Genomic DNA, 25914 nt, shown 5'->3' with positions numbered 1-25914 from the left:
CGCCCGGGTCATCCCGCCGCCCGGACGGCGGCCAGCGCCTTACGGGCCGCCACCAGGACCGGATCCCACACCGGCGAGAACGGCGGCGCGTACCCCAGGTCGAGGGCCGTCATCCGCTCCACCGTCATCCCCGCCGTCAGCGCCACCGCCGCGACGTCGACCCGCTTGCCCGCGCCCTCACGGCCCACGATCTGCACCCCGAGCAGCCGCCCCGTCCGCCGCTCCGCCAGCATCTTCACCGTCATCGGCGCCGCCCCCGGGTAGTAGCCCGCGCGGCTCGTCGACTCCACCCGTACCGACACGTAGCGCAGCCCCACCTCACGGGCGTCCTTCTCGCGCAGCCCGGTCCTGGCGATCTCCAGGTCGCACACCTTCGACACCGCCGTCCCCACCACACCGGGGAAGGTGGCGTAGTCGCCGCCCACGTTCGAACCGATCACCTGTCCGTGCTTGTTGGCGTGCGTGCCCAGCGGAACGTGCCGCTCCCGTCCCGACACCAGGTCCAGGACCTCCACGCAGTCGCCGCCCGCCCACACGTTCTCCTGTCCGCGCACCCGCATCGACAGGTCCGTGAGCAGCCCGTCGGACGTGCCGAGCGGCAGCCCCGCCGCCCGCGCCAGCGAGGTCTCCGGCACCACGCCCATGCCCAGCACCACGACGTCCGCCGGGTATTCGCCCCCGTCCGTCGCCACCGCCCGCACACGGCCGTCCTCACCCGTGAGGATCTTCGTCACCGGCGCGGAGCCGACCGTCGTGATGCCCAGGCCGTCCATCGCCTCGTGCACGAGCCGGCCCATGTCCGGATCCAGGGTCGCCATCGGCTGCTCGCCCCGGTTCAGGACGGTCACCTCGAAGCCGTGCCCGAGCAGCGCCTCCGCCATCTCGACGCCGATGTAGCCGGCGCCGACCACCACCGCCCGCCGGCCCTTCGCCCGGTCCAGCGAGTCGATCAGCGCCTGCCCGTCGTCCAGGGTCTGCACGCCGTGCACGCCCGGCGCGTCGATCCCGGGCAGCGGCGGCCGCAGCGGCCGTGCGCCCGTCGCGATCACCAGCTTGTCGAAGCCCGTCCAGTCCTCGGCGCCGGACTCCAGGTCCCGGGTCCGCACCCGCTGCCGGTCCAGGTCGAGCTCGGTCACCTCGGTCCGCATCCGCAGGTCGATGTCCCGGGCCCGGTGCTCCTCCGGGCTGCGGGCGATCAGCCCGTCGCGGGACGGGACGTCGCCGCCGACCCAGTACGGGATGCCGCAGGCCGAGTACGAGCTGAAGTGCCCGCGCTCGAAGGCGACGATCTCCAGTTCCCCGGACCCCTTGAGCCTGCGGGCCTGCGACGCGGCGGACATGCCCGCCGCGTCGCCGCCGATGACCACCAGTCGCTCTGTCATACGAACACGCTACGACGACGGGGCCGTTCGGTCGGTGTCCTCGCTGTTCTCCGTGTCCTGCTCCTCCCCTTCCCGCGCCGCGGGGACGCCCGCCGCGTTCGTCACGCGCTCGGCGCCCGGCGCCCAGGGGCGGGCGTCCGGGGCCGGCCGTGCCTTCGGACGGCGCCGCAGGCGCGGGCGGAGCGCCCACCGCCACACCGCGTACAGCACCGCCGCGACCGCGAGCCACGGGGCGAGCGCGGCGAGGACGACCAGGATCCAGGCGACGGCAGCCACCAGCGCGTCCCAGCCGCCGCGCAGGGCGTCGCCGAGGCCCGGCCGCCCGTCCTCCTCGACGGCGTGCGGGCCCTCGGGCTCGGACAGCTCGAGGGTGATGGTCGCCAGCGTCGTACGGTCCTTCAGGGAGGCCTGCTGCGCGAGCAGCGACTCCAGTTCCGCCTGACGGCGGCTCAGTTCGCCCTCCAGGGTCACCACGTCGCTCAGCCGCGTGGCCCGGTCCATCAGCGCCCGCACCCGCGCCACGCTCGCCCGCTGGGTCGCGATCCGGCTCTCGACGTCCACCACCTGCTCGGTGACGTCCTTGGCGTCCGCCTTGCGCGACAGCAGCCTGCCCGCGCCCGCCAGTTCGGCGAGGACGGAGTCGTACCGCTCCTGCGGCACGCGGAGCACCAGCCGGGAGACGACATGGGTGTCGTCGATCCGCTCGGTCGTCTCGTTCCCGACGTGGCCGCCCGCGCCGGCCACCACCCGCCGGGCCGCCGCCGCCCCCTTCGTCGCGTCCTTCACCTCGACGTACAGCTCGGCGGTGCGGATCACATGCTGCCGGGCCGCGGCCCGGGCGGAGTTCCCCGGCGGCGTGGTGGAGGCGGGCGAAGCCTTGTCCCCGGGTGCGGAACCGGTGTCGGCGGCCCCGTCCGCCGCGGACTCGGGCCCCGCGTACGCCGGCTTCTGCGCGCTCATGCCCCCCTTGCCGTCCGCGCTCGCGCCCGCGTCGGTGTCGTTCGCCCCGCAGCCCGTCAGGACGAGCGAGACCGTCAGCAGCGCCGTGGCGGCGGCCGTGCGCCTTCTTCGCATCCGTAACCCCCCAAGGTTCTCGGTGTCGTGGTGCCCGTTGGACGTCAGCGTGGGGGAGCGGGTTTCGGTCCGGCGGTAGCGAAGCGGTCACGGTCCGGCCTCGGAACGGGAGCGCGCGGGCGATTTGAGAGAGTGGTCCCATGAGCGGCCCCATGAACGCGAACGCGCAGAGCACGGACAGCCGGACCACGGACGGACGGGACGTGACCGCGCGGCACGTCGTCGTCGTGGGAGGCGGCATCTCCGGCCTCGCCGCGGCCCACCGGCTCGTCACCGCCGGCGCCCGGGTCACCCTCCTCGAAGGCGGCGACCGGCTCGGCGGCAAGCTGCTCGCCGGGGAGATCGCCGGCGCTCCCGTCGACCTCGGCGCCGAGTCCCTGCTCGCCCGCCGCCCCGAGGCCGTCGCGCTCGCCGAACGGGTCGGCCTCGCCGACCGGATCCAGGCACCCGCCACCACCACCGCCTCCGTCTGGTCCCGCGGCGAGCTCGTGCCCATGCCGAAGGGCCACGTCATGGGCGTCCCGGGCGACGGCCGGGCCGTCGAGCGGCTGCTCTCCGCCGAGGCCGTCGCGCGGATCGACCGCGACCGCGAGCTGCCGCCCACCGAGATCGGCGAGGACATCGCCATCGGCGCGTACGTCGCCGAGCGCATGGGCCACGAGGTCGTCGACCGGCTCGTCGAGCCCCTCCTCGGCGGCGTCTACGCGGGCGACGCGTACCGCATCTCCATGAAGGCCGCCGTGCCCGCCCTCTTCCGGGCCGCCCGTTCCCACGCCACGCTCGGCGAGGCCGTCCGCGCCGTCCAGCGGGCCGGTGCCGCCTCCCCGGCGGACGCCGCGGGCGCCGGCACCGGGATCGCCGGCACCGGCCTCGGCGGTGCCGCCTTCGCCGGCCTCCGCGGCGGCGTCGGCACCCTGCCGCTCGCCGTGGCCGACGCCGTCCGCGCCGCCGGCGGCGAGATCCGCACCGGCGCCCCGGTGACCGCCCTGCACCGCACCGGCGCGCACGGCTGGCAGGTCGTGACGCCGCAGCGGACCCACGCCGCCGACGCCGTCGTCCTCGCCACGCCCGCCGGACCCGCCGCCGCGCTCCTCGCCGGCCACGCGCCCGCCGCCTCCGCCGGACTCGGCGCCGTCGAGTACGCCTCGATGGCCCTGATCACCCTCGCCTTCCGGCGCGCCGACCTGCCCGGGCTGCCCGGATCCGGCTTCCTCGTGCCACCCGTCGACGGCCACACCATCAAGGCCTCCACCTTCGCGAGCCAGAAGTGGCGGTGGATCGCCGACGCCGCGCCCGACCTGTTCGTGCTCCGCACGTCCGTCGGGCGGTACGGCGAGGAGGAGCAGGTGCACCGCGACGACGCCGACCTCGTCGACGTCTCGCTGAAGGACCTGGGCGCCGCCACCGGCCTCGCCGCCAGGCCCGTCGCCACCACCGTGACCCGCTGGATCGGCGGCCTGCCCCAGTACCCGGTCGGCCACCTGACCAGGGTCGAGCGCATCCGCGCCGCCGTCTCCGCACTGCCCGGCCTCGCCCTCGCGGGCGCCGTCTACGAGGGCGTCGGCATCCCCGCCTGCATCGCCTCCGCGCACCGCGCGGCCGACGAGATCCTGGACGAGATCATCGCCACGTCGGAAAAGGCCGACCCTGGTGCGGGGCACTGTCCGTGACGGGCGAGAATAGGCGTATGAGTGCGCCCGAAAAGATCCCGAACGCCGGTAAGAAGGCGAAGGACCTCAACGAGGTCATCCGCTACACCCTGTGGTCTGTGTTCAAGCTGCGCGACAACCTGCCCGAGGACCGTGCCGGCTACGCCGACGAGGTCCAGGAGCTGTTCGACCAGCTCGCCGCCAAGGACATCACGATCCGCGGCACGTACGACCTGTCCGGTCTGCGCGCCGACGCCGACGTCATGATCTGGTGGCACGCCGAGACGAGCGACCAGCTCCAGGAGGCGTACAACCTCTTCCGCCGCACGAAGCTGGGCCGCGCCCTGGAGCCGGTCTGGTCGAACATGGCGCTGCACCGCCCCGCCGAGTTCAACAAGTCGCACATCCCGGCCTTCCTGGCCGACGAGACCCCGCGCGACTACGTCTCGGTCTACCCGTTCGTGCGCTCCTACGACTGGTACCTGCTGCCCGACGAGGACCGCCGCCGGATGCTCGCCGACCACGGCAAGATGGCCCGCGGCTTCCCGGACGTGCGCGCGAACACGGTCGCCTCCTTCTCGCTCGGCGACTACGAGTGGATCCTGGCCTTCGAGGCCGACGAGCTCTACCGGATCGTCGACCTCATGCGCCACCTGCGGGCCTCCGAGGCGCGGATGCACGTCCGCGAGGAGATCCCGTTCTACACCGGCCGCCGCAAGAGCGTGGCGGACCTGGTGGCGGGCCTGGCCTGACGGCCCGGCACCCCCGACCCGGTCACCGTCCGGCGCCCAGCCGGGCGGTGATCCCTCGACCCGGAAGATCAGACGGCCGGCGGAGCTCCGCCTGCCGCTCCAGCGACACCGGGTCCGGCTCCGGGTGCGGCGCGCACGACGCGCGCCGCACCGGCGTCCCTTCCTCCTCGCCCGCCCTCCCGGCCGGCGGCACGGCACCCGTGAGCAGATAGCGCTCCAGGTAGCCGTTCACACAGGCGTTCGTCCCGCCCCCGATGCCGTGCGTCCCGGCGTCACGCTCGGTCACGAGCGCCGCGCCCGCCAGCCTGCGCTGCAGCTCCCGGGCCCCTTCGTACGGCGCCGCCGCGTCCCGCTCGGCCGCCAGGATCAGCACCGGCGGCAGCACTCCCGGCCCGGTCCGCACGTCAAGCGGCTTCTGCCGGGGCGCCTTCCAGTAGGCGCAGGGCAGGTTCGCCCACACGTTGTCCCACGTCTCGAACGGGGCGAGCTTCGCGAGCCGGGTGTTGTCCCGGTCCCACAGCGCGAAGTCCTCGGGCCAGGGCGCGTCGTTGCACTCCACCGCCGTGTAGACCGCCGTCGCGTTGCCCGGGTCGCCGTTCCCGGCCGCGGCGGCGCCGTCCGTCCGCGAGACCGGCGCCGCCTGCGCGACCAACGGCTTCGGGTCGCCCTCCAGGTACGCCCCGAGGGCGCCCGCCCGCGCGGCCCAGAACCGGTCGTCGTACAGCGCCTGGAGCATCGCCCCGTGCAGCTGTCCGGGGCCGACCTTCCCGCCCGCCGGCGTGGCGGCCAGCTCGGCCCGCACCTTCTCGTAGTTCTCGCCCACCTCGGCGGGCGTCGCGCCCAGGCCGTACACCTTGTCGTGCTTGGCCGCCCAGGTGCGGAAGTCCGTCCAGCGGCGTTCGAAGGCGAGCGACTGGTCGAGGTTGTTGACGTACCAGATCTGCCGCGGCGCCGGGTTCACGGGCGCGTCGAAGACCATCCGGCGCACCCGGTGCGGGAACAGCGTCGCGTACAGCGCGCCGAAGTACGTGCCGTACGAGGCGCCCATGTACGTGAGCCGCGGCTCGCCGAGCGCGGCCCGCAGCACCTCCAGGTCGCGGGCGTTGTTGAGCGAGTGGTAGTGCCGCAGGGCCGCGCCGGTGCGACGGGCGCAGCCCTGCGCGTACGTCCTGGCGCGGGCGACCCGCTCCTGCTTGAAGACCTCGGACGGCACCGTCGGCGCGAGCGTCGGGCCCTTGGCGCGGTCGGCCGGGTCCTGGCAGGAGACCGGCGCCGAACGGCCCACCCCGCGCGGCGCGTAGCCGACGAGGTCGTAGGCGGCGGCGACGCGCCGCCAGGCGGGCAGGTCGGCCGCGAGCGGGAACCAGGTGGAGGAAGCGCCGGGGCCGCCCGGGTTGTGCACCAGCGCGCCCTGCCGGCCGGCCGCCGGCCCCGAGGCCCTCACCCGGCTCACGGTGAGCGGGATGCGGGTGCCCTCGGGGTGCGCGTAGTCCAGCGGGACGCGCACGGTGCCGCACTCCACCGGCGCGGGCAGCCGCTCGACCGCCGGGCACGGCCCGAAGCGGATGCCCTCGGCGGCGGCGGCCCTGGCCGCGGGGGCGACGCCCCGGCTCTCGGCTGGTGGCGCGTCGGCCGTGGGGGCCACGGCCGCGGGAGCGGCTGCGGAAGCGGGGCCGAGCAGGGCGGTGGGGGTGACGAGGGCGGACAGCAGCAGCGCGACGGACTTCATCGGCGTGTCCCTTCGAGGCCACGGGGGCGGGCGACAAAGGGGATCGTTGGCGGCCGGCGCGGCCAAGTAAAGGAACTACGAGGGGTGTCGGCTGTCATGTCCCCGAAAGGCGGCACGAAGCCCGGGTTCCAGGACGTCCGTGCCCCGCCGCGCCAGCGCCGTCATCGGGTCGGTCGGCGAGAGCCCGGCGAGCAGCCGCCGTCCGGCGGGCGAGGCCCAGCAGCCCGTTCCGCCGGCCCGCGCGACGAGCAGACACAGCCCGCCCGCCAGCAGCGGCATCGCGAACCAGGCCGCCACCGGCACGCGCACGCCTTCCGGCACGAGCAGCACCGCCGCCGCACCCAGGCCCAGGGTCAGCAGGAACGCGCCGAGCAGCGCGCGGCCGCCCGCCGCCGTGGTGCGCCGCTCGGCCTCCGGCAGCGCGAGCCCGCGCGCCACCAGGCCATCCGCGAGTGCCCGTACGCACGCGGTGCCGGCGACCAGCGGCCGTACCTCCGGGATCGGGGACTGGCCGCCGGGCCCGATCGCCCCGAGCACCGCCCGCTCCAGCTCGTCCCGGCCGCCCGTCCCGTCCACGACGGTCGCCCAGCCGGTGTGTGCGAGCAGCACCAGGCGGGCCTGGTGCAGGCTCACCAGGGCGAGGTCGGCGACCCGCAGCGGCCCGCCCGCGAGGTACGCGGCCTCGACGACGGTCAGCTCCTCCCCGCCCTCCCGCAGCCCCTGCGCGTCGATCAGGACCGCGGCCCGGCACACCCGCGCGCAGGCGACGCCGGTGACCACCAGCGAGACCAGGAGCAAGGGAACCCACACCATGATCCGGTTGTACGGGAGGGCGAACCCGCCCGCCACCGGAACGGCGGGCTCAGGAACTGCTGCTGGAGGAGCAGGAGCTGCTGCTGGACGAGGAACAGGAGCTGGACGAGGACCACGAGCCCGACGACGAGGAGCAGGAGCTCGACGACGAGGAGCACGACACCCCGCCTCCGGAGCACGAGCTGCTCCCGGAACACGAGCTGCCGCCGCCGCAGCCGCCTCCGCCGCCCTCGCCGCCGGCCGCCGCCGCGCACCACATGACGGGCAGCAGGGCCGCGTCCTGTGAGTCGGACGAGGACGACGAGCGGGCCGAGGAGGAGCGGGTCACCGGCCGCGCCGGCCGGTAGGTCCGGGCCGCCGTGGCCAGTTGCTCGCGCAGCACCGGGTCCGGCAGCGAGGCCAGCCCCTGCAGGGCGACGAGCAGCCCCGGGTCCACGTGGGCCCGGGCCTGCCCGTACGCCGCCACCGCGGCGTACGCGCCGGGTGTGATCCGCCGCCGCGCCCGGACCCCGCACATGATCGCGCCGGTCAGCCAGGCGGCGAGCACCGGCAGCACCAGCAGGAAGAAGGGCACGTTCCGGCCCGGGTCGATGACGTCCGGCAGCGTGAACATCAGGGCGAACAGCGTCGCCATGGCCCCGCCCATCAGGAGGAACGAGCTCCACGTCAGCGCCGAGCGGCGCGGCCGGGGCTCCACGAGCAGCCCGCGCGCCGCGAGCGCGTCGCCGATCTCCTGCACGGCCGGGTGCCGCATCACGGCGAACCGCAGCGGGCCCAGCGCCCCGCTCGGGGCGCCCGCCAGCTCCTGGAGCACGGCCCGCTCGACCGGGTCGTGCGCGGTCGGCCGCAGCACCTGCACGATGCCGGGGCCGCCGACCGCCACGCGTCCGTCGCCGTGGAGCGAGGCGATCGCGGTGTCGACGACCCGGGCCGGGCCGCCGTTCAGGAACGCGGCTTCGTAGCGGTCGTGGACGTGGCCGCCCGGACCGCGCCCCAGCCGGTTCAGCTTGACGAAGAGCACGGCCGCGGCCGGCACGCCGATCAGGTAGTAGAAGAGCACGAGGGTGGTCATCGCCGCCTCATCCCCTTCCGAGGGCCGTGCGGATCCGGTGCCCGAGCCGGGCCGCTGGGCCGGGGGGCCGGACGCCCGCCCGCTCCCGCCACCAGGCGGTGAGCCGCCCGCGCGCCACCGGGTCCTCGGGCCGCCCGGCGATCAGCAGTCCCTCGGCGAAGTCGAGGGCGTCGTGCCGGTAGCCGTCCGTCATGGGCCGGTTCCTGGCGTACGAGAGGAACGCGGGCCGGTAGCCCTCGCCCAGGATCTCCGGCAGCTCGGGCGCCACCTTCGCCACCACGTCGGCCCGCTTGGCGGCGAGCGCCCGCCTCTGCACGCCGAGCCGCCGCACGTCGAAGCCCTCCGGTGCGGGTGTCCCGGCGACCAGCGCGGAGAGCAGAGCCACCTCGGCGACGCCGACCCGCTGGCGGGCGGCGTCCGGAGAGGGGCGCGGGGTGGGTGCGGCCGAGGGTGTGACCAGGGTGGCCTGAACGGTCGGCGTGGCCGAGGCCGTGACCGAGGCCGATGCCGATGCCGGTGCCGACACGGGTGCCGGTGCCGACACGGGTGCGGGTGCCTGCGCGGGGACCCGCTCCGGCGTCCGTAGCGGCATCGCGCCGCCCGACACCCGGGCGCCCGCGCCGATGAGCAGCGGCCGCGGTCCGGCGGACGGCTCGTCGGTCGCGGCGGCGACCGTGGCGGCGCCCAGCGTCGTACGGATCGCGTCGAGCTCGGCCGCCAGCTCCTCCGGAGCCGGGAAGCGGTCGTCCCGCTCCAGGAGCACGCCCGGCGGCGAGACCCGGGAGGCCAGGTCCGCCAGGATGTCGAGGACCGGCCGCGGCACCGGGTGGGCGTGGGTGTCGTGCCAGACCCCGTCGCGCTCCAGGCCGCCCGCCACGTGCACGTACGCGAGGGCCTCGACGGGCAGCGCGGACAGCGCCTCCGCCGGGTCCTCGCCGCGGTTGACCCGGTTGGTGTGGAGGTTCGCCACGTCGATGAGGAGCCGCACCCCCGTGCGCTCCACCAGCTCCGCAAGGAACCGGCCCTCCGTCAGCTCCTCGCCCGGCCAGGAGACCAGGGCGGCGATGTTCTCCAGGGCCAGCGGCACCGGCAGCGCGTCCTGCGCGATGCGGACGTTCTCGCAGAGCACGTCGAGGGCGTCCCACGTGCGGGGCACCGGCAGCAGGTGTCCGGCCTCCAGCAGCGGCGTCGCGGTGAGCGGCCCGCCGGCCCGTACGAACGCGATGTGCTCCGTCACCAGCGGCGCGCCGAGCATCTCCGCCTTCGCCGCGAGCGCGGCGAGCCGTCCGGCGTCGGGCCGGTCGGCGCCGCCGAGCCCCAGCGAGACCCCGTGCGGCACGACGGTCACCCCGCGCGCCCGCAGCCGTGCCAGGGAGTCGGGCAGGTGGTCGGCGCAGATGTTCTCCGCGACGACCTCGACCCAGTCGACCCCCGGCAGCGCCTCGACCGCGTCCGCGATCTCCGGCCGCCAGCCGATGCCGACGCCGAGCTCTTTCATGTCCCCCATGTCCCCCTCCTTCGGTCCCTCACCTGATGGCCCGGAAGCAGTCGTTCGAATCCGGACAGGGAGACGTTCAGAGGTTGATTTGAGGTTCGCGACGGCGCGCGGCGGCCGTCCTGGGGACACTACGGTGGGGAAACCGAGACGAGGGGGGGGCTCATGGGAGATCGCCGGCGACGGCAGGAGGCGGTGGTGACACTCGCCCGGCGGGCCGTCGAGGTCGTGGCGCCGGAGGAGTTGCCGCTGCTGGAGGCGACCGTGGCGGCCCGGCCGCGCCGCGCGGGCGGCCGGAGCGAGGAGGAGCTGCTCGGATTCGGCTTCGACGGCACGGTGGCGGTGGCCTCCGTGGCGGCGGTCGGCGCCGCACAGGCCGTCGTGGCGTTGCTCGGCTCCGCCGCGGCGGACGTCGCCCGCGAGGAGACCTCGAACGCCATGCGGACGTGGCTCGACCGGTTGCTGCGGCGCCGCGGAGCCCGTTCGGGAGGCGCGGCGGGCGAGAGCGAGGGCGAGGGTGAGAGCGCGGGCGAGGGCGAGGGAGCGGATGACGGCGGGGAGACGGTTTCCGCCGCCCGCGGGGAGGCAGCGCGGCGGCCGGACGGCGCGGCGGGCGAGGCGTCGGGCGAGGCATCGGGCCGGGCCGCGGGGGAGAGCCCGGGCCGGGGCGCGGGCGAGGCCGCCGGGGACGGACCGGCCACCGCCCTGGCCCTGTCCCCGGAGCAGCTGACCCGACTCCGCCGCGTGGCCAGGGAGAAGGCCCGCGCCGCGGGCGTGGACGGCGACACGGCCGACCTCATCGCGGACGCGATCGTCGGCGGCCTCGTGCTGTGACGGCGAAGCCGCAAGGGCGGCGACCAGGAGTGGGGCGGCGACCGGGGCCGGCGTGGCGACCGGAGCCGGGGCGGCTATCCCAGCCCGGGGGCCGCCCCCGGCCGCGGCCGGCCGTCTCGCCCCTGCCGCTCCTGTCCTCGACGCTGCTGCTGCGCTTCCTCGTGACCTTCCTCGCCGTCACCGCGAGCGTGCGGCTGCTCGCCGACCACTGGTACAGGTCGACCCCGCCCGAGTTCCCGGCGCCGGGCACGGAGTGCTGGGAGGTCCTGCAGGACGTCTTCCGCGCCGCGGGCCGCCCCTCGTGGCCGACCGACCTCCTCGCGGCGCGCGAGCGGTATCCGGGCTGCTTCCAGGCCGACAACCCCCTCCCGCTGCCGCCGGGAACCTTCGCCGTGCTCCTGCTCCTGACGGTCTGCCTGGCCGGCTACCTGGCCGGTCCGTACGTACGGATCCGGTGGCGCCGGCTCGTCAGGGCCGAAGGGCTGCCGGAGATCGGCGCGGAGCTGACCGGGCTCGCCGGGCTCGCGGGCGTCCGCGTCCGGTTCCTGGTGGACGCCCGGAACCCGCGGGTGAGCGGGGTGGCCTTCGGGCACGCGGGCCGTCGCCACGTCCTCCTCGACCGCGGTCTGGTGCGGCTCTTCCACACCGACCGCCCGGCGTTCCGGGCCATCGTGCTGCACGAGTTGGCACACGTGCGCAACCGTGACGTCGACGTGGCCCATCTGACGGTGCTGCTGTGGCGGGCGTACGTCGCCCTGTTCCTCCTCCCGGCCGTGTTCTTCGCCTTCGATCAGCTGGGGACCGCGATCCCCACCCCGTACGCGAAGCTGAGCTTCTGGCTCCAACTGGCCGTGCTCGCCGTGGCGGTGCTGCTGGGCCACAACGGGATCGTGCGCGAGCGGGAGCTGTCCGCCGACGCGCGGGTCGCCCGGTGGGGAGCGGGAGACGACCTGGCACGGGTGCTCACCGGCAACGCCGCCCGAGCCCAGCCCCTCGGGACCCGTCCGAAGGACCGGCTGCGGCACCTCGCGGCCCTCCACCCCCACCCGGCCCGGCGGGCCCGTGCGCTCGCCGACCCGTCCGCGCTGCCGCACGGGAGGTGGTCAGGGCAGCTGGGCACCGGTCTCATCCTCGGCCTGACCGCCGTCCCGGTGGCCTTCCTGGTGTCCGACGCCCTGACGGCCGTGGGCCTGAGGGACAACCTGGCCTCCGGACCGGCCCTGGCGGTCCCGCTGCTGTCCCCCGCGACCGTGCCCCTCGGCGGCGCCCTCGCCCTCACGCTGTGGCACATGGCGGCCGCGGCCGATCGCCCGCTCGCCTGGCTGCGCTGCGCGGGGGCGGGCCTGGCCTGCGGCGGGGGAGTTGCGGCGGCCGAACTGCTCGTGTCCGAGGGCTCGCCCCAGGGCCCCGTGCTGTCCCCGCTGCCCGCCGGGGTGCGCCTCGCTTACGCGGGCGCGCTGTTCGCCGGCTTCGCCCTGCTGACCCTGTGGCTGATGGTGTCCGCCCGGCTCTGGCCGCCGCGGCTCGCCGCGGGCCCGTACGTGGGCGCGGCGGCGGGTGCGGCGCTGCTGACGGGCTGGCTTCCGCTGACCTACGGCCTGCGCTGGCAGCCGGACTTCGAGGCGGGCGGGCCGTCCGCGACGATGGCGAAGTACGTCGCCGGGGTGTGGCCGTCGGGCGGCTGGGCCGTGGCCTGTGCGGTCGTCCTGGTGGGCGTGCCGGCGGCGGGAGCGATGACGCGGGCGGTGTCGGTGGCGAGGGCGACGGCGAAGGACGTCATGGCCGGGCCGTCGGGCCCGGTGCCGGACGGGTCGGGTCCGGCGTCGGAGCGGTCGGACCCGGCGTCGGACGGGTCCGACCCGGCGTCGTCGAGGTCTGACCCGGCGTCGGAAGGCTCGTCCGAGGCACGACGCACTGCCAGTCGCGCACAGGAATGAGCCCCTGCCCCGGACCGGGCGCCGCCGACGTGCCGTACGGCATCGAACCGGGCACGTACGGCCGGCCGGGCGTGCCCACGGCGAGGCGTCGCGCGTCCTCGGCCACCGCGCCGACCGTCTCGGCCCAGCCCTCGTCCATGATGCCGAGCTGTCCGAGCGTGGAGCCCGGCAGGCACACGGTGAGCCGGTTCGGGGACGCCGGCAGCCAGACGTGCACCATCGTCACGGCCCACGACCACACGCTGACCGGAGGGTGCGCGGGCCGGGCGGCGGGTGCGGGGCAGGCGCCGTCGTCAGGACAGTAGACGTAGTAGCTCTCGGACGGGAGCAGCGGCCGCAGACCCGTGGGTACCGGCGCGCGCCGGTACCCGAAGCGGCCCATCCACCGGTCCTGGTTGCCGGGGCTCGCGGCCCGCGCGGCCTCGCGGCGCCGGTCGGCGCGCTCCTGAAGGTCGGAGCGCACGTTCCACACGACGGCGATCGCCAGGACGGCGAGCAGCCCGATCCACCACGCGTGTCTGCGCATGCACGACACGGTAGGCGGGGCGGTCGACTCCCGTAAGGGGAGGGGGAATCGGGGCGGACGAGGAGGCCCGAGCGGCTCCGTCGTCCGCGGCCGCCGCAGCGGTAGAGGTGGCTTCCGCGGCCGCGGACGTGGTCACCCCAGCCGCAGCTGCGAGGTCGCAGCGGCGGACGCCGCCGCATCCGCAGGCGTCGCCGCCGCGGCCGCGGACGTGGTCACCCCAGCCGCAGCTGCGAGCCGATCCGCTCGCTCCCCTCGGCCACGACCGTGCACGAGCCCGGCGCGATCTCGGTGAAGCCCGCGTCCCGTACGACCGGAAGCCCGCTCGTCGTGAGCCGTGCCCAGCGCTCCGGCTCCGCCGTGCGGACCGCGAGCGGGAAGCCGGCCGCCTGCCAGGTCTTGCGGTCGCCGTCCGACAGCTCCCACCACAGCAGCTGGGCGCCGTGCCCGGCCTGCGCCATCGTCTTGCCCGCGGACATGTCGAGCTCCGGGTTGAGCCACAGCACGACCGTGCCCTGCGGAACCGGTCCGGGCTCGACCGGGTCGTCCAGGTCGGTGCCCGACACCTGGAGCTTGACGAGGTCCTTGGGCCAGCCGTCCAGCGGGACGGGCGGGAAGACGCGCACCTCCGTGTCCTGGGAGCTCGTCACCGTGATGCCGGGGAGCGCCGAGGCCTTGCGCCACTCCGCGCCGCGCGCCCGGCGCACCACCTTGCGGATGCGGGCGTCCTGCCAGTCCGTCATGGCCCGGGCCCACTCGCCCTCGCCGAGGGACCGCTCGTCGGCCAGGATCTCCAGGACCGCGCGGGCGGCGGTCTCCAGGGCGTCGGTACGGGCCGGGGGCGCGGCCCGCTCGATGCGGACCACGAGCGGAAGGACGTACTGCGGCTTCTCGTCACGGGGGTTGCCGGGGGCGCTGGTGACGTCGGTGCCGGCCGGTGTGTCGGTGTCGTTGCTGCTCACCCGGCAAGTCTGCCACCGCCCGTCGGGCGCCCTCGCGCCCGTTTCTTGTAGGAACCACCGGTTCCGGGCCAGGATGCCTGCCATGAAGAGCGATCTTTTCAACAAGGAACACCTCGCCGAGGCGGCGCCGGTACCGGGGATGACCCTCCAGAACGCCAAGTCGGTCAAGTACACCGTGAACGGGGAGATGCACGCCCGACAGGGCTCGATGATCGCCTTCCGGGGGAACCTGCAGTTCGAGCACAAGAGCCAGGGCCTCGGCGGCCTGCTCAAGCGTGCGGTGACCGGCGAGGGCCTGGCCCTGATGGCCGTCCGCGGGCAGGGCGAGGCGTGGTTCGCGCACGAGGCGCAGAACTGCTTCATCGTGGAGATCGAGCAGGGCGACGCGCTGACCGTGAACGGCCGGAACGTGCTCTGCTTCGACCCGACCCTGCACTACGAGATCAAGACGGTGAAGGGCGCCGGCATGACCGGCGGCGGCCTGTTCAACAGCGTCTTCACCGGGTACGGCAAGCTCGCCCTGATGTGCGAGGGCAGCCCGATCGTCATACCGGTCAGCCCGCAGGCCCCGGTGTGCGTCGACACCGACGCCGTCGTCGGCTGGAGCGCCCAGCTCCAGACCTCGCTGCACCGCTCCCAGTCCTTCGGCTCGATGATGCGGGGCGGTTCGGGCGAGGCGGTCCAGCTGCGCCTGGACGGCCAGGGCTTCGTCATCGTCCGCCCGAGCGAGGCGGTCCCGCAGAAGGTCTCCAACTGACCCGGGTCCCGCACCGGAACACGTCGTGATCCTCGAAGGCGTCGGCCGGCGCTACGGCCCGCGCGGGCCGTGGGTGCTGCGCGAGGTGGGGTTCACCCTGCCCGCGGGCACCCTGGCCCGCTGCACCGGCGGCAACGGCACCGGCAAGTCGACCCTGCTGCGCCTCGTCGCGGGCGTCGACGCGCCCAGCGCGGGCCGTATCACCGGCCGCCCCGCCCGTACCGCGTACGTCCCCGAGCGCTTCCCCGCCGCGCTGCCGCTCACCGCGGCCGGCTACCTCGTCCACCTCGGCCGGATCCAGGGGCTCGGCGGGCGGGAGGCCCGGGCGCGGGCGGTGGAGTGGCTGGAGCGCTTCGGTGCCGCCGCGTACCGCGACACCCCGCTCGCCGAACTGTCCAAGGGCACCAGCCAGAAGGTGGCCGTCGCCCAGGCGCTGCTCGCCGAGCCGGGGCTGCTCGTCCTCGACGAGGCCTGGACCGGGCTCGACGCCGCAGCTCGCGCCGAACTCGACCGCGCGGTGCGCGAGCGGGTCGCGGCGGGCGGCCGGGTGGTCTTCGTCGACCACGACCCGCGACGGCTCGCGGGCGAGGCGCACGCGGAGTACGCCGTCGCGGCGGGCCGCGTGCGGCGGGCCGAACCGGCGGCGTTGGAGGCGGTGGGAGCGGTGGCGCGACCTCCCGGCCCCAGGGTCCGCATCACCGCGTCCGGCGGCAGCGAGCCGCCTCCGGGGACAGCTGACCTCGCGGTCCGCGTGGTGGAGGGCCGGGTGACCGTGACCGTCGACGCCGCCCGCTCCGACGCGGTGCTGCGGTCGCTGCTCGACGCGGGCTGGCACGTCGAGGACCTGCGGGCCGAGAGCGCCGGCCGTGCCGACGGCACGGCCCGCGTCACGGAAGGCGTCCGGCGATGACCGCGTTGCTCCGCTACCAGGCCGCGCTGCTGATGCGCTCCCAGCGCTGGCTCGCGCCCTTCCTCCTCTACGCCGTCTTCGTCGGCATCGGCGTCCAGGCGGGCGAGCCGGTGCTCGGTGCCCTCGGTTACGCGGTGGCGGGCCTGGTCCCGGTGACCGCCTGGGCGGTCCACATCTGCCTGAACCCGGAGCCGCCGGCGGCCCGTACGGTGACCGCGGCGGCGGCCGGCCGGGCGCGGGCCCATCTGGCGGCGGTCCTGACCGCGACCGGTGCGGTCCTGCTCGTCGGTGCCGCCGCCGTCCTCGTGGTCACGGGGATGGATGACCACCGTATGGTCGCGCCGCTCCCGGCCGCCGCGGCGGGCGTCCTGGGTGCGGTCGTGTGCGTCCTGACGGGCACGGCGATCGGCGCCCTGACCACCCGTCCCCTGATCCGGGCCCGCGGCTGGTCCCTGACGGCCCTGCTCCTCGCCTCGCTGCTCAGCCTGGTGACGACGGGCTCCCCGGCCGCCTCGGCGGTCTCGTCCCTGGTCACCGCCCCGGGCTCGGCGGCGGTCCCGTACCCCTGGCCGGCCCTGGCGGGCGCCGTGGCCCTCACGTCGGCGGCCGTGGCCCTGGGGTGCAGGGCCACGGCCTGGCGCGGATGAGTCCGTCCTACTGGTAGGCGGGTACGGCCCAGGTGGCGCGGTAGTGCCGGTCGGCCGAGGACGCGCTGCCCAGGGACTCGGCGTTCTCCGTGGCGGTGGTGATGAACCGGATGTACGGAGACGTGTAGTTGTTGATGTCGGGCTGCTCGCTGCAGCTCTGGGCGCAGATGGAGGCCGCGGTTCCGGTGCGCGGGTCGTTTCCGATGCTCTTGATCATGGGGCGGCTGTTGATCGTCGGCTCGTTGGTGAAGTCGTTGCACCACTGGGAGACCGCCGTGCCGGTGACGTACTTTCCGAGCGGCCAGCGGGCCTTGTCCGTGTAGCACGGGGCGGCGGCGCTCTTCGAGAACTGGATGATGCCGCCGTTCGTCCCCACCCAGAGGCGGTCGGGGTTCCCGTACACCGGCGTGAGGTCGTGACCCCAGGCCTCCGCGTCCCGGTACGTCCCGTCCGCGTTCTTCACCCACTGCTTGGGCAGCGGGAAGGCCGTGGCGTTGGCCGTGTCCAGCCTGCCGGCGACGTACGGGTACCTCACCAGCTCCTTGCCGCCGATGGCCCACACGGCCTTGGCCGCCGCGTCGTAGACGACCTCGTGGGCCTCGCCGAGCGAGACCTGCTGGGCGGGCGTGGCGTTCCAGGAGCCGGGCGTGCCCTGGGCCTTGGAGTAGAGCGCCAGGCCGCCGTTGACGGTGGTGGATCCGTTGAGCTTGCGCGAGGCGAAGGCGACGAGGACGTTTCCGTCGTCCAGCAGCTCGACGCCGTGGAGGTCGCCCGCGCCCACGTTGATCGCCCAGTGGTAGCCGGCGAGGGACGGGTAGGGGATCACGCCGACGAAGCCGCTGGTCCCGTCGCCCGTGACCAGGACGTCGCCCTCGCCGTGGACGCCGCCGGGGCGCAGTTTGTGGGAGGTGCCGCCGGCCCAGGTGTCGCCCTTCAGGGTCGTGTCGAGGACCGAGTGGTACGCGTCGGGGATCCACCGCTGGTACGGCCCGGACCCCGGCCAGACGGACGGCTTGGTGGAGTCGAAGAACTCCAGGGCGGCGTGGGCGGTGGGGTAGTTGTTCGGGTACGTGGGGCCGTAGGAGTTGCCGGTGACGATCGGCGTGTGGCCCTCGTTGAACTCGACCTCGAGCGTCGGCGCGTTGTACGCGGCGTGGCACGCGTAGTCCGTCGACACCGGGTTCATCGAGCAGAAGTCCTTGTAGCCGGACGAGCCCGTCTCCTGCGCGCTGAAGCGGACGCCGTGGTTGGGGAGGGTGCCGTCGGCCCAGCCCGTGACCCAGTCGGTGACGTCGATGCGGTAGATGCCGTTGGACGCGGCCGGGTTGGTCTTGTTCGGCACGTCCGGGCAGGCCGGGTGGCCGAGGCCGAACTCGTAGGTCCTGCCCGCGACGACGGCCGGCTGGTTGGCCCAGGTGATCGTGGACTGGTCCCACGCCTGGCTGACCGGCTCGACGCTCATCCCGGCCTTGGCGGCGCAGTCGGAGACGAAGGAGTTGTAGACGCGCAGCGAGGCGCTCTTGATCGGTGCGCCGCGGAGCTTGGCCACGTCGAAGCGCATGAAGCTGCGGTACTTCGTGGCGCCGTTGTCGGGCGTGCCGACGTGCAGGAGGTGTTCCTGCGAGTGGTCGGCCGTGTCCGTGCTCTTGATGTACGTGTCCGACAGCCGCTTGATGATGTTGCGCGGACCGGTCTGCGCCATGGGCGAGACCCCCGGGGTGGTCTCGGCGGCGGTGACCGCGGCCGGCGGGGGAGCGGTCTCGCCGGGGACCGCGGCCTGGGAGGAGGGGACGAGCAGTGACGCGAGGAGCGCCACCCCGCCCCCGGTCGCCAGAAGGCCCCTCGTGAAGAGGGGCCGGGTGGAGCGACGCACGTGAAGGTCCGCCTTTCGAACTCTCGGTTCTTCGGAAGTCGACAAGGCCACACCCTCACACCGGGCGGCGGGCGTTGTACAGCGGGTTTCGATCACACGTGCGACGCGTGTCAGGACATCAGCTCCGAGACCTTCACGAAGCGGTAGCCCTTCGCCCGGAGCTCCGGGACGATGCGGCGGATCGCCTGTTCGGTCACCGGAGCGGCGCTGCGGGTGCAGTGCATGACGACCAGGGAGCCGGGCCTGACGCCGTCGACGACCTGGTCGGCGACCGCGTCCGCGTCCTTCGCGAAGGCGTCGCCGCTGACGACGTCCCACTGGACGGCCGTGACGCCGGCCGGGGCGAGGGCGCGGCGGGCGTCGTCGTCGTAGCAGCCGCCGGGGAACCGGAAGTACGGCACGACGTTGGTGGCGCCGGCGTCGCGGAAGGCGTCGAAGGCCCGCTGGACGTCGGCAGCCATGTCGGGCCGGGCGACGGTCGGCAGCCCGTAGCAGGGCTCGGCGAAGGCGTAGTGGCTGTAGGAGTGGTTGGCGATCTCGAAGCGCGGGTCGTTGCCGATGGACCGCGCCTGGTCCGGGTACTCCTCCGCCCACCGTCCCGTCATGAAGACGGTCGCGTCCACCTTCAGCCGGCGCAGCGTCGCGATGAGCTGCGGGTTGTCGAAGCGCTCGCCGCGGGCCGCGCGCGGGCCCTGGTCGGCGGTCATGTCGGCGTCGAAGGTGAGCGCGACGACCTTCTCTGCGCTCTTCGCCCGGTGGCTGTAGACGGCCGTGAGCCCGCCGGCGGCCGGGGCGAGCGTCGGCGGGGCCTTGCGGGCGGGCCGGGCGGGCGCGGCCTGGTGGCCGGGGGCGGGCGGGGCGGCCTTCGCGCCGGACGCGGCCGGGGAGGGCTTCGTCGACGAGGCGGGCGAGGCGGGCGCCGGCGGGGGCTCGGCCGCGCCCCCTCCGCAGCCGACGAGTACGGCGCCCAGCAGGGCGAGCGCCGACAGCTTTCGTGCAGGAATGGTCACCCACGGAAAATATCCGATCAGATAGGCCTATCGTTCGCGGCTCGACTGCAGCAGCGCCCGAGTCCACGCGGTGAGCTGGCGCACCATGGCCTGGGCGTGCGCGGCGCGGTCCCCGACGAGTTCCGCCTGGAGCAGCTGCGGGCGAGCTGGCCCGCTCGCGGCGCGACACGGAACGCGCCCACCGCAACGTCCTGCGCCGACGTCGGGTTCGGCATCAAGCGCCTCGACGATGACGGGACCGATGCCCTCTTCGGCCTGGTGGCGCGCCTCGACGACACCGCCGTCATGACGCGCTTCGCCGCCCAGCTGGCCGCCGCCCGCCAGCCGGCGCTGCTCGACCGACTGTTCGTGGCACTGGAGGGCCATGGCGTGCTGGACAGCCTCGACGTTCATGCCGAGCGCGGGTACGAGAAGCTGGCGGTCGCCCTCGAGACATGGCGCCGCTCACGAGGCGAGTAGCCTCGCCCTGCACTCCGCCACGTCGAAGTTGCCCTTCGGGTACTCCGGAGCCAGCTCCTCCAGGTGTTCCAGCAGCAGCCGGCTGATCGCCCAGTTGCGGTACCACTTCCGGTCCGCCGGGACGAGGTACCACGGCGTCCGGTCCGTCGCGCACCGTTCCAGGGCGATCTCGTACGCCTGCTGGTACGCGGGCCACAGGGCCCGCTCCTCGATGTCGCCGGAGTTGAACTTCCAGTGCTTCTCCGGGTTGTCGAGGCGTTCGAGGAGCCGCGCGCGCTGCTCCTCGTAGGAGATGTGGAGGAAGACCTTCACCAGGGTGACGCCGCGGTCCGCGAGGGACTTCTCGAAGCCGGCGATCTCGCCGTAGCGGGTCTCGATCTCAGTGCGCGGGGCCAGCTCGCGGACCCGGGCGATCAGGACGTCCTCGTAGTGGGAGCGGTCGAAGATGCCGATCTCGCCCGCCTCGGGGAGCGCCCGGGCGACGCGCCACAGGAACGGGTGGCCCGACTCCTCCTCCGTGGGCGCCTTGAAGGCGCGGATGCGGCAGCCGGACGGGTTGAAGTGGCCGATGACGTGCTTGACCGTGCCGCCCTTGCCGCTGGTGTCCATGCCCTGGAGGACGAGGAGCAGCCGGCGCCGGTCGCCCGCCGTGCTCGCCGCGTACAGCCGCTCCTGGAGGTCCGCCAGGCGCGGGGCGAGTGCGGCGGTGGCGGCGAGGCCGGTCCTCTTGTCGGGCGGGCCGCCGGGCGTGCCGCCGGCCTCGTACGCGGAGAGGTCGACCGGCTCTCCGACGGGGAGCCGCAGCAGCTCGCGCAGCGACTGCTCTCCTCGGCCGGCCATCTTCTTCGGCATCCGCCCCGCCACCCTTCCGTCCGTCGGACCGTGTCGCTCGCTCTACGATCGTGCGCGTCCAGCGCCGGTGCCACCACCGCGGACGCCCGGTCGAGCAGCTCGAGCGGTTCCTCCGCCGCGTCGCTGTCGCTCCGGCGCTGCAGCGCCGTGTGGAAGGCGACCGGTGCCGTCCCCGCCGCGCGCCGCGGATACAGGCCGGCCGCGGGATCGAGGCCGCGCCGGCGGGCCGGCTCCGCCGCCAGGGCCTCGCGCCACTCGGCCTGCCCTCCAGGAGGCGGGCGAGCAGGGCGGGCGTACGGAGAATCAGCTCGACCACCCGCGGCGCGCGGGCCGCGGGGCCGGCGTGCTGCTCGGTGCGCCACCGCCGGCCGCCTCCGGCTGTCTCTCCTCACGTCCGGTCACCTGCTCAGCGCCACGGGCCCCGCACCGCGAACGTCGTGCCCGGCGTGTAGCAGTTCACGTACATCGTCGTGCCGTCCGGCGAGAAGGTGACGCCCGCGAACTCGCCCCATTCCGGCGCCTCGGGAGTACCGATGTTCTGTGCTCCGCGAGCGACCGGGTACACCTCGCCCTTCCGGCTCACGCCGAAGACGTGCTGCGCGCCGTCGCCGTCCTCGCTGACCATCAGGCCGCCGGTCGGCGTCAGGCAGATGTTGTCCGGGGACTCGCCGGGGAGCTGGAGGTCGGTGCCGGGGCCGAAGACGACGACGAGCGTGAGGCGGCGCCGGTCCGGCTCGTACTTCCACACCTGGCCGAAGTGCGTGGCGCCCGAACCGTCCTTCACGCGGGCGAAGGACGACACGAAGTACACCGAACAGCCGCCCCAGTAACAGCCCTCCAGCTTCTGCGCGTGCGTGATGCCCTTCGGGCCGAAGTCCTGGAGCCTGATCGGGGTCACGGCCGCCGACGGGTCCGGCACGGGCACCCACTCGACGCCCTCGAAGCGCGTGCCCGTCTCCTGCACCACCGACAGGTCGGGCACGCCCGGCACCCGCATCGCCTCCAGGGCGCCGCCCGCGCGCAGCGAACCGGTGCCGCCGAGCGGCTTCTCGGGCAGGAAGCGGTAGAAGAGGCCGAAGGGATGCTGGAAGGCGTCCTCGGTCTCGTACACGATCCCGCTGTACGGGTCGACCGCGACGGCCTCGTGCTGGAAGCGGCCCATCGCGGTGAGCGGCACGGCGCCGGTGCGGCGCGGGTCGGCGCCGTCGACCTCGAAGACGAAGCCGTGGTCCTTGGTGTAGCCGTTGGTGCCGGCCTTGTCCTCGGTCTCCTCGCAGGTCAGCCAGGTGCGCCACGGGGTGGGCCCGCCCGCGCAGTTGACGGCCGTGCCCGCGACGGCGACGCGCTCGTCGAGGACGTCGCCGCGGCGGTCGAGCGTGAGGGCGGTGCAGCCGCCCTTGGCCGCCGGGTCGTAGGTCAGTCCGTCGACGACGGGGACGCCGATCTTCCCGGTGACGCGGTTCTCGTGGTTCCGCACGAGGTGCACCTGGCCACGGCGGCCGGCGAAGGCGCCCATGCCGTCGTGGTTGCCGGGGACGAGGCCCTCTCCGGAGCGGAGCGGCTCGCCCTGCCGGGACAGGACCTTGTAGGTGAAGCCGGCCGGGAGGTCGAGCATCCCGTGCGGGTCGGGGACCAGCGGACCGTACCCGGCGTGGCGGCCGAGCGCGGCCGACGCGGCGGCGCTTCCCGTGAAGAGCTCGGAAATCGCGCCGGTGAAGGCGATGCCGGCGGTGGCGGCGAGGATCTGACGTCGTGTTGCGGACATGAGGCAACCCACTTCCTGCTGGCGGACAGGACTGTGCATGTGTCAGGACCGGACGTTCCAGGACTGCATGTGTGGTGTGACGTGTGACCCGCATGTGTGTACCACGCACAGTGGTGACACGTGAACCATGCGGGTCCACGTCGCCTCATGAGGCGGAGCGGCTCAGGAAGCCAGCTCGGCCGTCAGCGTGATCGTCGTGCCCGTCAGCGCCTGGCTCACCGGGCAGTTCTTCTTGGCGTCCTCGGCGAGCGCCTGGAACTGCTCCGCGTCCACGCCGGGCACCTCGCCGCGCACGGTGAGGTGGCTGCCCGTGATGCCCTTGCCCGGCACGAAGGTGACCTCCGCCTTGGTCTCCAGGCGGGTCGGCGGGGTGTCGTTCTTGGCGAGGATGTTCGAGAACGCCATGTTGTAGCAGGAGGAGTGCGCGGCGGCGATCAGCTCCTCGGGGCTGGTCACGCCGTTCGGCTCCTCGGTGCGGGCCGGCCAGGAGACCGGGTACGAGCCGATGCCGGAGGAGTCGAGCGACACGACGCCCGAGCCCTTGAGCAGATCGCCCTGCCAGACGTTGTGGGCGGTACGCGTTGCGGCCATGGTGCATCCCTTTCGATCGGGTATGGCCCCCAAGCTACTGCGCCACGAGTCCCTTCGCGTCCCGCGCCAGGGCGGTGAGCCGGGAGATCGCCCGGAAGTACTTCTTCTTGTACCCGCCGTTCAGCATCTCGTCGCTGAACAGCCTGTCGAAGGGCAGCCCGGAGGCGAGCACGGGTATCTCGCGGTCGTAGAGCCGGTCGGCGAGCACGACGAGCCGCAGCGCCGTCGACTGGTCGGGCACCGGCTGGACGTCGGTCAGGCAGACCGCGGTCAGCTCGTCGGTCAGCGCGCCGTACCGGCTCGGGTGCACCCTGGCCAGGTGTTCGAGCAGGTGCGGGAAGTCGTCGAGGGAGGCACCGGGCGTCGCGTACGCCGTCTTGGCGACGGTCTCGTCGTCGTACGGGGCGGGGGCCTCCGGGAGGCCGCGGTGGCGGTAGTCCTCGCCGTCGATGCGCAGCGGCCGGAAGTGGGCCGACAGGCCCTGGATCTCGCGCAGGAAGTCGGCGGCGGCGAACCGGCCCTCGCCGAGCTTGCCGGGCAGCGTGTTGGAGGTCGCGGCGAGCGCGACGCCGTTCTCGACCAGGCGGCTGAGCAGCGAGGACACCAGGACGGTGTCGCCCGGGTCGTCCAGCTCGAACTCGTCGATGCAGAGGAGCCGGTGCCCGCTCAGGGTCTGCACGGTCTGCTGGAAGCCGAGGGCGCCCACCAGGTTCGTCAGCTCCACGAAGGTGCCGAAGGCCTTGAGCGCGGGCTCGGCCGGAGTGGCGTGCCAGAGGGAGGCGAGGAGGTGGGTCTTGCCGACGCCGTAGCCGCCGTCGAGGTAGACGCCGCGCGGGCCCGCCGGCACGGTCTTCTTCGGGGCCTTGGAGAACCAGCGGCGCTTGCCCGCGCCGGTGGCGTGGGCGCCGCCCAGGGTCTCGGCGAAGCCGCCGAGCACCTTGACGGCGTCGATCTGGCTGGGCTGGTTCGGGTCCGGTATGTACGTGTCGAAGCGCACGGAGTCGAACCGCGGGGGCGGCACCATCTCCGCCACCAGGCGGTCGGCGGGGACGTGGGGCTCTCGGGAGCAGAGCGAGAGCGGGGCGGCTTCGGTGTAAGCCGCTTCGGTCATGGCACGGGTCGACACAGTTATCCACTCTAAGCGCCGTGTCAGACTGCCGGGATGCGACGCCTGTTCCCTGTGACGGACATGACAGCTGCCGGCCGTGCCCACGGCATGACGGAGACGGATGCGGACACGAACACGGACGGGACCACCGGCACGGCCCCGGACGCCCCGGACCGGGAGTGGTCCCTCGACGAGCTCGCCGACGCCTACGCCTACCCGTCGGAGGCCGAGTCCGGGCCCTGGCTGCGGGCCAACATGGTGTCCTCGCTCGACGGGGCGGGCCAGCACGACGGCCGCTCGCAGCCGCTGTCCTCCGAAGCCGACATGCGGATCTTCGGGACGCTGCGGGCGCTGGCGGACGTGGTCGTCGTCGGCGCCGAGACGGTGCGGCTCGAGGGCTACCGCCCGGCCCGGGCGCGGGAGGTCTTCGCGGCCCGCCGGGCGGCGGCGGGGCAGGGCCCGGCTCCGGTGATCGCGGTCGTGACCGCCTCGCTGGACCTGGATTTCTCGCTTCCGCTCTTCACCGAACCGCTCGTCCCGACCCTGGTCCTCACCGGCGCCGCGTCCTCCCCGGAACGCCGGGCCGAGGCCGAGCGGGCGGGCGCGGAGGTGGTGATCGCGGGTGACGGCCCGGGCGTGGACCCGGACCGCGCGGTGGCGGCGCTCGCGGAGCGGGGGCTGCGGCGCCTGCTGACCGAGGGCGGGCCCCGGCTGCTCGGCCAGTTCGTGGCCGCGGGGGTGCTCGACGAGTTGTGTCTGACGGTCTCCCCGACCATGACGGCGGGCACCGCGCAGCGGATCGCCGGAGGCCCCTCGGTGGGGGTTCCGAAGCGCTTCGCCGTGGCATCCGTGCTGGAGCAGGACGGCTTCCTCTTCACCCGCTACCGTCGGATCTGACAATCGGCGGAATTTGTCGTTCCGCTTAGCGTCCGCTGGGCACACTTACTCTCGCAGTCCCCGTGGGGCCACGGGGAAGGATGGTTTCCGCAGAAGGGCTCCTGAGGTGTTCACAAGCGTTCTGATGATCGAGAAGCCCCTCACGTCCGTCGACGTGGATTTCGTCACCACCCTGCACGGTGACGAGCGGGTCGCGTTCATCGTGTTGATGCAGCCGCGCGGTGACCAGGCCGATGTACTGCTGCGTGCCATCGACGACGTCGCCATGGGCGAGCTGAAGGAAGCGGCGCACGAGGGCGACGAACCCGAGGGCAAGGAGGCGAGGCCGCTCGCCGAGCAGGCCCTGGAGGTCTCCCTGCAGGCGCTGAGAAACGCCGGCTGCGAGGCCGTCGGACAGGTGGTCGAGGACCATCCGCTGAACAAGATGAAGACCGTGGTCGAGGAGTCGGAGGCCGACGAGGTGATCGTGCTGACCGCGCCGCACTACGTGGAGGAGTTCTTCCACCGCGACTGGGCGTCCCGGGCCCGCCACAAGGTCGGCGTGCCCGTCCTGAAGCTCTTCGCTCACAGCGAGTGACGTGACGGGCCACGCGCGGTGGGTCCGCCCGCCACGGGTCGACCCGCGGTGGGTCCGCCCACGACGGGCCACGCGCGGTGGGTCCGCCCGCGGTGGTCCACTCACGACGGGCAGCCCGCAGCGGGTCCACCCACGACGGGTCCACCCACGACGGGTCCGCCCGCAGGGGGTCCACCCACGACGGGTCCGCCCGCAGTCGGTCCGCCCGCCACGGGTCCGCCCGCGGTGGGTCCGCCCGCGGCGGGC

Annotated in this window: 23 protein-coding genes; 10 read left to right on the top strand and 13 right to left on the bottom strand. The window is 74.3% G+C overall.

All coding sequences use genetic code 11. The features are described from left to right. Positions 1–8: 8 nt before the first annotated feature. Both ACFY8W_RS35110 and ACFY8W_RS35105 read right to left on the bottom strand, forming a co-directional pair. Positions 9–1382: an FAD-dependent oxidoreductase gene (locus tag ACFY8W_RS35110; protein WP_391114471.1), complete on the bottom strand. Its 1374-nt coding sequence runs from the start codon at positions 1380–1382 to the stop codon at positions 9–11. A 9-nt stretch (positions 1383–1391) separates the two neighbouring features. After that, positions 1392–2456 carry a DUF4349 domain-containing protein gene (locus ACFY8W_RS35105; protein WP_391114469.1) on the bottom strand — a complete coding sequence of 355 codons (1065 nt, stop codon included), beginning with the start codon at positions 2454–2456 and terminating at the stop codon, positions 1392–1394. A 140-nt stretch (positions 2457–2596) separates the two neighbouring features. On the opposite strand from ACFY8W_RS35105, the gene hemG reads away from it, so the two are divergent. Beyond that, positions 2597–4126, top strand: a complete 1530-nt coding sequence (gene hemG, locus ACFY8W_RS35100; RefSeq protein WP_391114466.1) for a protoporphyrinogen oxidase — start codon at positions 2597–2599, stop codon at positions 4124–4126. A 17-nt stretch (positions 4127–4143) separates the two neighbouring features. Further along, positions 4144–4857, top strand: coding sequence for a hydrogen peroxide-dependent heme synthase (gene hemQ / locus ACFY8W_RS35095; RefSeq protein WP_384421958.1), 714 nt, complete (start codon positions 4144–4146; stop codon positions 4855–4857). A gap of 22 nt (positions 4858–4879) precedes the next feature. Here hemQ and ACFY8W_RS35090 read toward each other — a convergent pair whose 3' ends face one another. From ACFY8W_RS35090 to ACFY8W_RS35075, 4 genes are all read right to left on the bottom strand, one after another. Further along, positions 4880–6586 (bottom strand): alpha/beta fold hydrolase, encoded by a 1707-nt coding sequence (locus tag ACFY8W_RS35090; RefSeq protein WP_391114464.1) that lies wholly within the window; start codon positions 6584–6586, stop codon positions 4880–4882. 75 nt (positions 6587–6661) lie between these two features. Continuing rightward, on the bottom strand, positions 6662–7399 hold the full coding sequence (locus tag ACFY8W_RS35085) for a TIGR04222 domain-containing membrane protein (protein ID WP_391114461.1): 738 nt from the start codon (positions 7397–7399) through the stop codon (positions 6662–6664). 49 nt (positions 7400–7448) lie between these two features. Further along, a complete protein-coding gene (locus ACFY8W_RS35080) occupies positions 7449–8471 on the bottom strand; it encodes a TIGR04222 domain-containing membrane protein (protein ID WP_391114458.1) in 1023 nt (340 codons plus the stop codon). Between the two features lie 7 nt (positions 8472–8478). Beyond that, the gene (locus ACFY8W_RS35075) at positions 8479–9978 is read right to left on the bottom strand and encodes a DUF692 family multinuclear iron-containing protein (protein WP_391114456.1); all 1500 of its coding nucleotides are present in this window, start codon (positions 9976–9978) and stop codon (positions 8479–8481) included. A 186-nt stretch (positions 9979–10164) separates the two neighbouring features. Between ACFY8W_RS35075 and ACFY8W_RS35070 the strand changes: the two genes are divergently transcribed. Together ACFY8W_RS35070 and ACFY8W_RS35065 are read left to right on the top strand one after the other, a co-directional pair. Continuing rightward, complete coding sequence (locus ACFY8W_RS35070) at positions 10165–10800, top strand: hypothetical protein (protein ID WP_391114454.1); 636 nt, start codon at positions 10165–10167, stop codon at positions 10798–10800. A gap of 161 nt (positions 10801–10961) precedes the next feature. After that, a complete protein-coding gene (locus ACFY8W_RS35065; RefSeq protein ID WP_391114451.1) occupies positions 10962–12737 on the top strand; it encodes a M48 family metalloprotease in 1776 nt (591 codons plus the stop codon). A 738-nt stretch (positions 12738–13475) separates the two neighbouring features. On the opposite strand, the gene ACFY8W_RS35060 is transcribed toward ACFY8W_RS35065, so the two are convergent. Continuing rightward, a complete protein-coding gene (locus ACFY8W_RS35060) occupies positions 13476–14222 on the bottom strand; it encodes a peptidyl-tRNA hydrolase (protein WP_391114448.1) in 747 nt (248 codons plus the stop codon). A gap of 82 nt (positions 14223–14304) precedes the next feature. Here ACFY8W_RS35060 and ACFY8W_RS35055 point away from each other — a divergent pair, with 82 nt between their 5' ends. From ACFY8W_RS35055 to ACFY8W_RS35045, 3 genes are read left to right on the top strand one after another with little or no spacing between them, the layout of a single operon-like run. After that, positions 14305–14979 carry an AIM24 family protein gene (locus ACFY8W_RS35055; protein WP_391114445.1) on the top strand — a complete coding sequence of 225 codons (675 nt, stop codon included), beginning with the start codon at positions 14305–14307 and terminating at the stop codon, positions 14977–14979. A 25-nt stretch (positions 14980–15004) separates the two neighbouring features. Beyond that, positions 15005–15889, top strand: coding sequence for an ATP-binding cassette domain-containing protein (locus tag ACFY8W_RS35050; RefSeq protein WP_391114442.1), 885 nt, complete (start codon positions 15005–15007; stop codon positions 15887–15889). Next, positions 15886–16536: an ABC transporter gene (locus ACFY8W_RS35045; protein ID WP_391114439.1), complete on the top strand. Its 651-nt coding sequence runs from the start codon at positions 15886–15888 to the stop codon at positions 16534–16536. Before ACFY8W_RS35050 ends, ACFY8W_RS35045 begins: the two co-directional genes overlap by 4 nt. 7 nt (positions 16537–16543) lie before the next feature. Here the strand turns inward: ACFY8W_RS35045 and ACFY8W_RS35040 are convergent, their stop codons facing one another. Together ACFY8W_RS35040 and ACFY8W_RS35035 are read right to left on the bottom strand one after the other, a co-directional pair. Next, entirely contained in the window at positions 16544–18409 is a 1866-nt protein-coding gene (locus ACFY8W_RS35040) for a DUF6528 family protein (protein ID WP_391114436.1), read from the bottom strand. 110 nt (positions 18410–18519) lie between these two features. Then, positions 18520–19419, bottom strand: coding sequence for a polysaccharide deacetylase family protein (locus ACFY8W_RS35035; RefSeq protein WP_391114434.1), 900 nt, complete (start codon positions 19417–19419; stop codon positions 18520–18522). A 96-nt stretch (positions 19420–19515) separates the two neighbouring features. Between ACFY8W_RS35035 and ACFY8W_RS35030 the strand changes: the two genes are divergently transcribed. Then, positions 19516–19878 carry a hypothetical protein gene (locus ACFY8W_RS35030; RefSeq protein WP_391114432.1) on the top strand — a complete coding sequence of 121 codons (363 nt, stop codon included), beginning with the start codon at positions 19516–19518 and terminating at the stop codon, positions 19876–19878. Here ACFY8W_RS35030 and ACFY8W_RS35025 read toward each other — a convergent pair. The 4 genes from ACFY8W_RS35025 to zapE form a co-directional block, all read right to left on the bottom strand. Then, the gene (locus tag ACFY8W_RS35025) at positions 19864–20730 is read right to left on the bottom strand and encodes a PPK2 family polyphosphate kinase (protein ID WP_391114429.1); all 867 of its coding nucleotides are present in this window, start codon (positions 20728–20730) and stop codon (positions 19864–19866) included. The genes ACFY8W_RS35030 and ACFY8W_RS35025 overlap by 15 nt on opposite strands. A 406-nt stretch (positions 20731–21136) precedes the next feature. After that, entirely contained in the window at positions 21137–22495 is a 1359-nt protein-coding gene (locus tag ACFY8W_RS35020) for an alkaline phosphatase PhoX (protein ID WP_391114426.1), read from the bottom strand. A 162-nt stretch (positions 22496–22657) separates the two neighbouring features. Beyond that, the gene (locus tag ACFY8W_RS35015; protein WP_391114423.1) at positions 22658–23086 is read right to left on the bottom strand and encodes an OsmC family peroxiredoxin; all 429 of its coding nucleotides are present in this window, start codon (positions 23084–23086) and stop codon (positions 22658–22660) included. Positions 23087–23120: 34 nt separating this feature from the next. Continuing rightward, complete coding sequence (gene zapE / locus ACFY8W_RS35010; RefSeq protein ID WP_391114420.1) at positions 23121–24197, bottom strand: cell division protein ZapE; 1077 nt, start codon at positions 24195–24197, stop codon at positions 23121–23123. Positions 24198–24248: 51 nt separating this feature from the next. Between zapE and ACFY8W_RS35005 the strand changes: the two genes are divergently transcribed. Together ACFY8W_RS35005 and ACFY8W_RS35000 are read left to right on the top strand one after the other, a co-directional pair. Further along, complete coding sequence (locus ACFY8W_RS35005; RefSeq protein ID WP_391114417.1) at positions 24249–25091, top strand: dihydrofolate reductase family protein; 843 nt, start codon at positions 24249–24251, stop codon at positions 25089–25091. A 106-nt stretch (positions 25092–25197) separates the two neighbouring features. Beyond that, on the top strand, positions 25198–25668 hold the full coding sequence (locus ACFY8W_RS35000; protein WP_391114414.1) for an indole-3-glycerol phosphate synthase: 471 nt from the start codon (positions 25198–25200) through the stop codon (positions 25666–25668). The last annotated feature ends 246 nt before the right edge of the window (positions 25669–25914 follow it).

It is taken from the genome of Streptomyces sp. NPDC012637 (assembly GCF_042954805.1).
In the GTDB taxonomy this organism is placed as follows: domain Bacteria; phylum Actinomycetota; class Actinomycetes; order Streptomycetales; family Streptomycetaceae; genus Streptomyces.
This window is presented reverse-complemented; position numbering and strand designations above follow the sequence as displayed.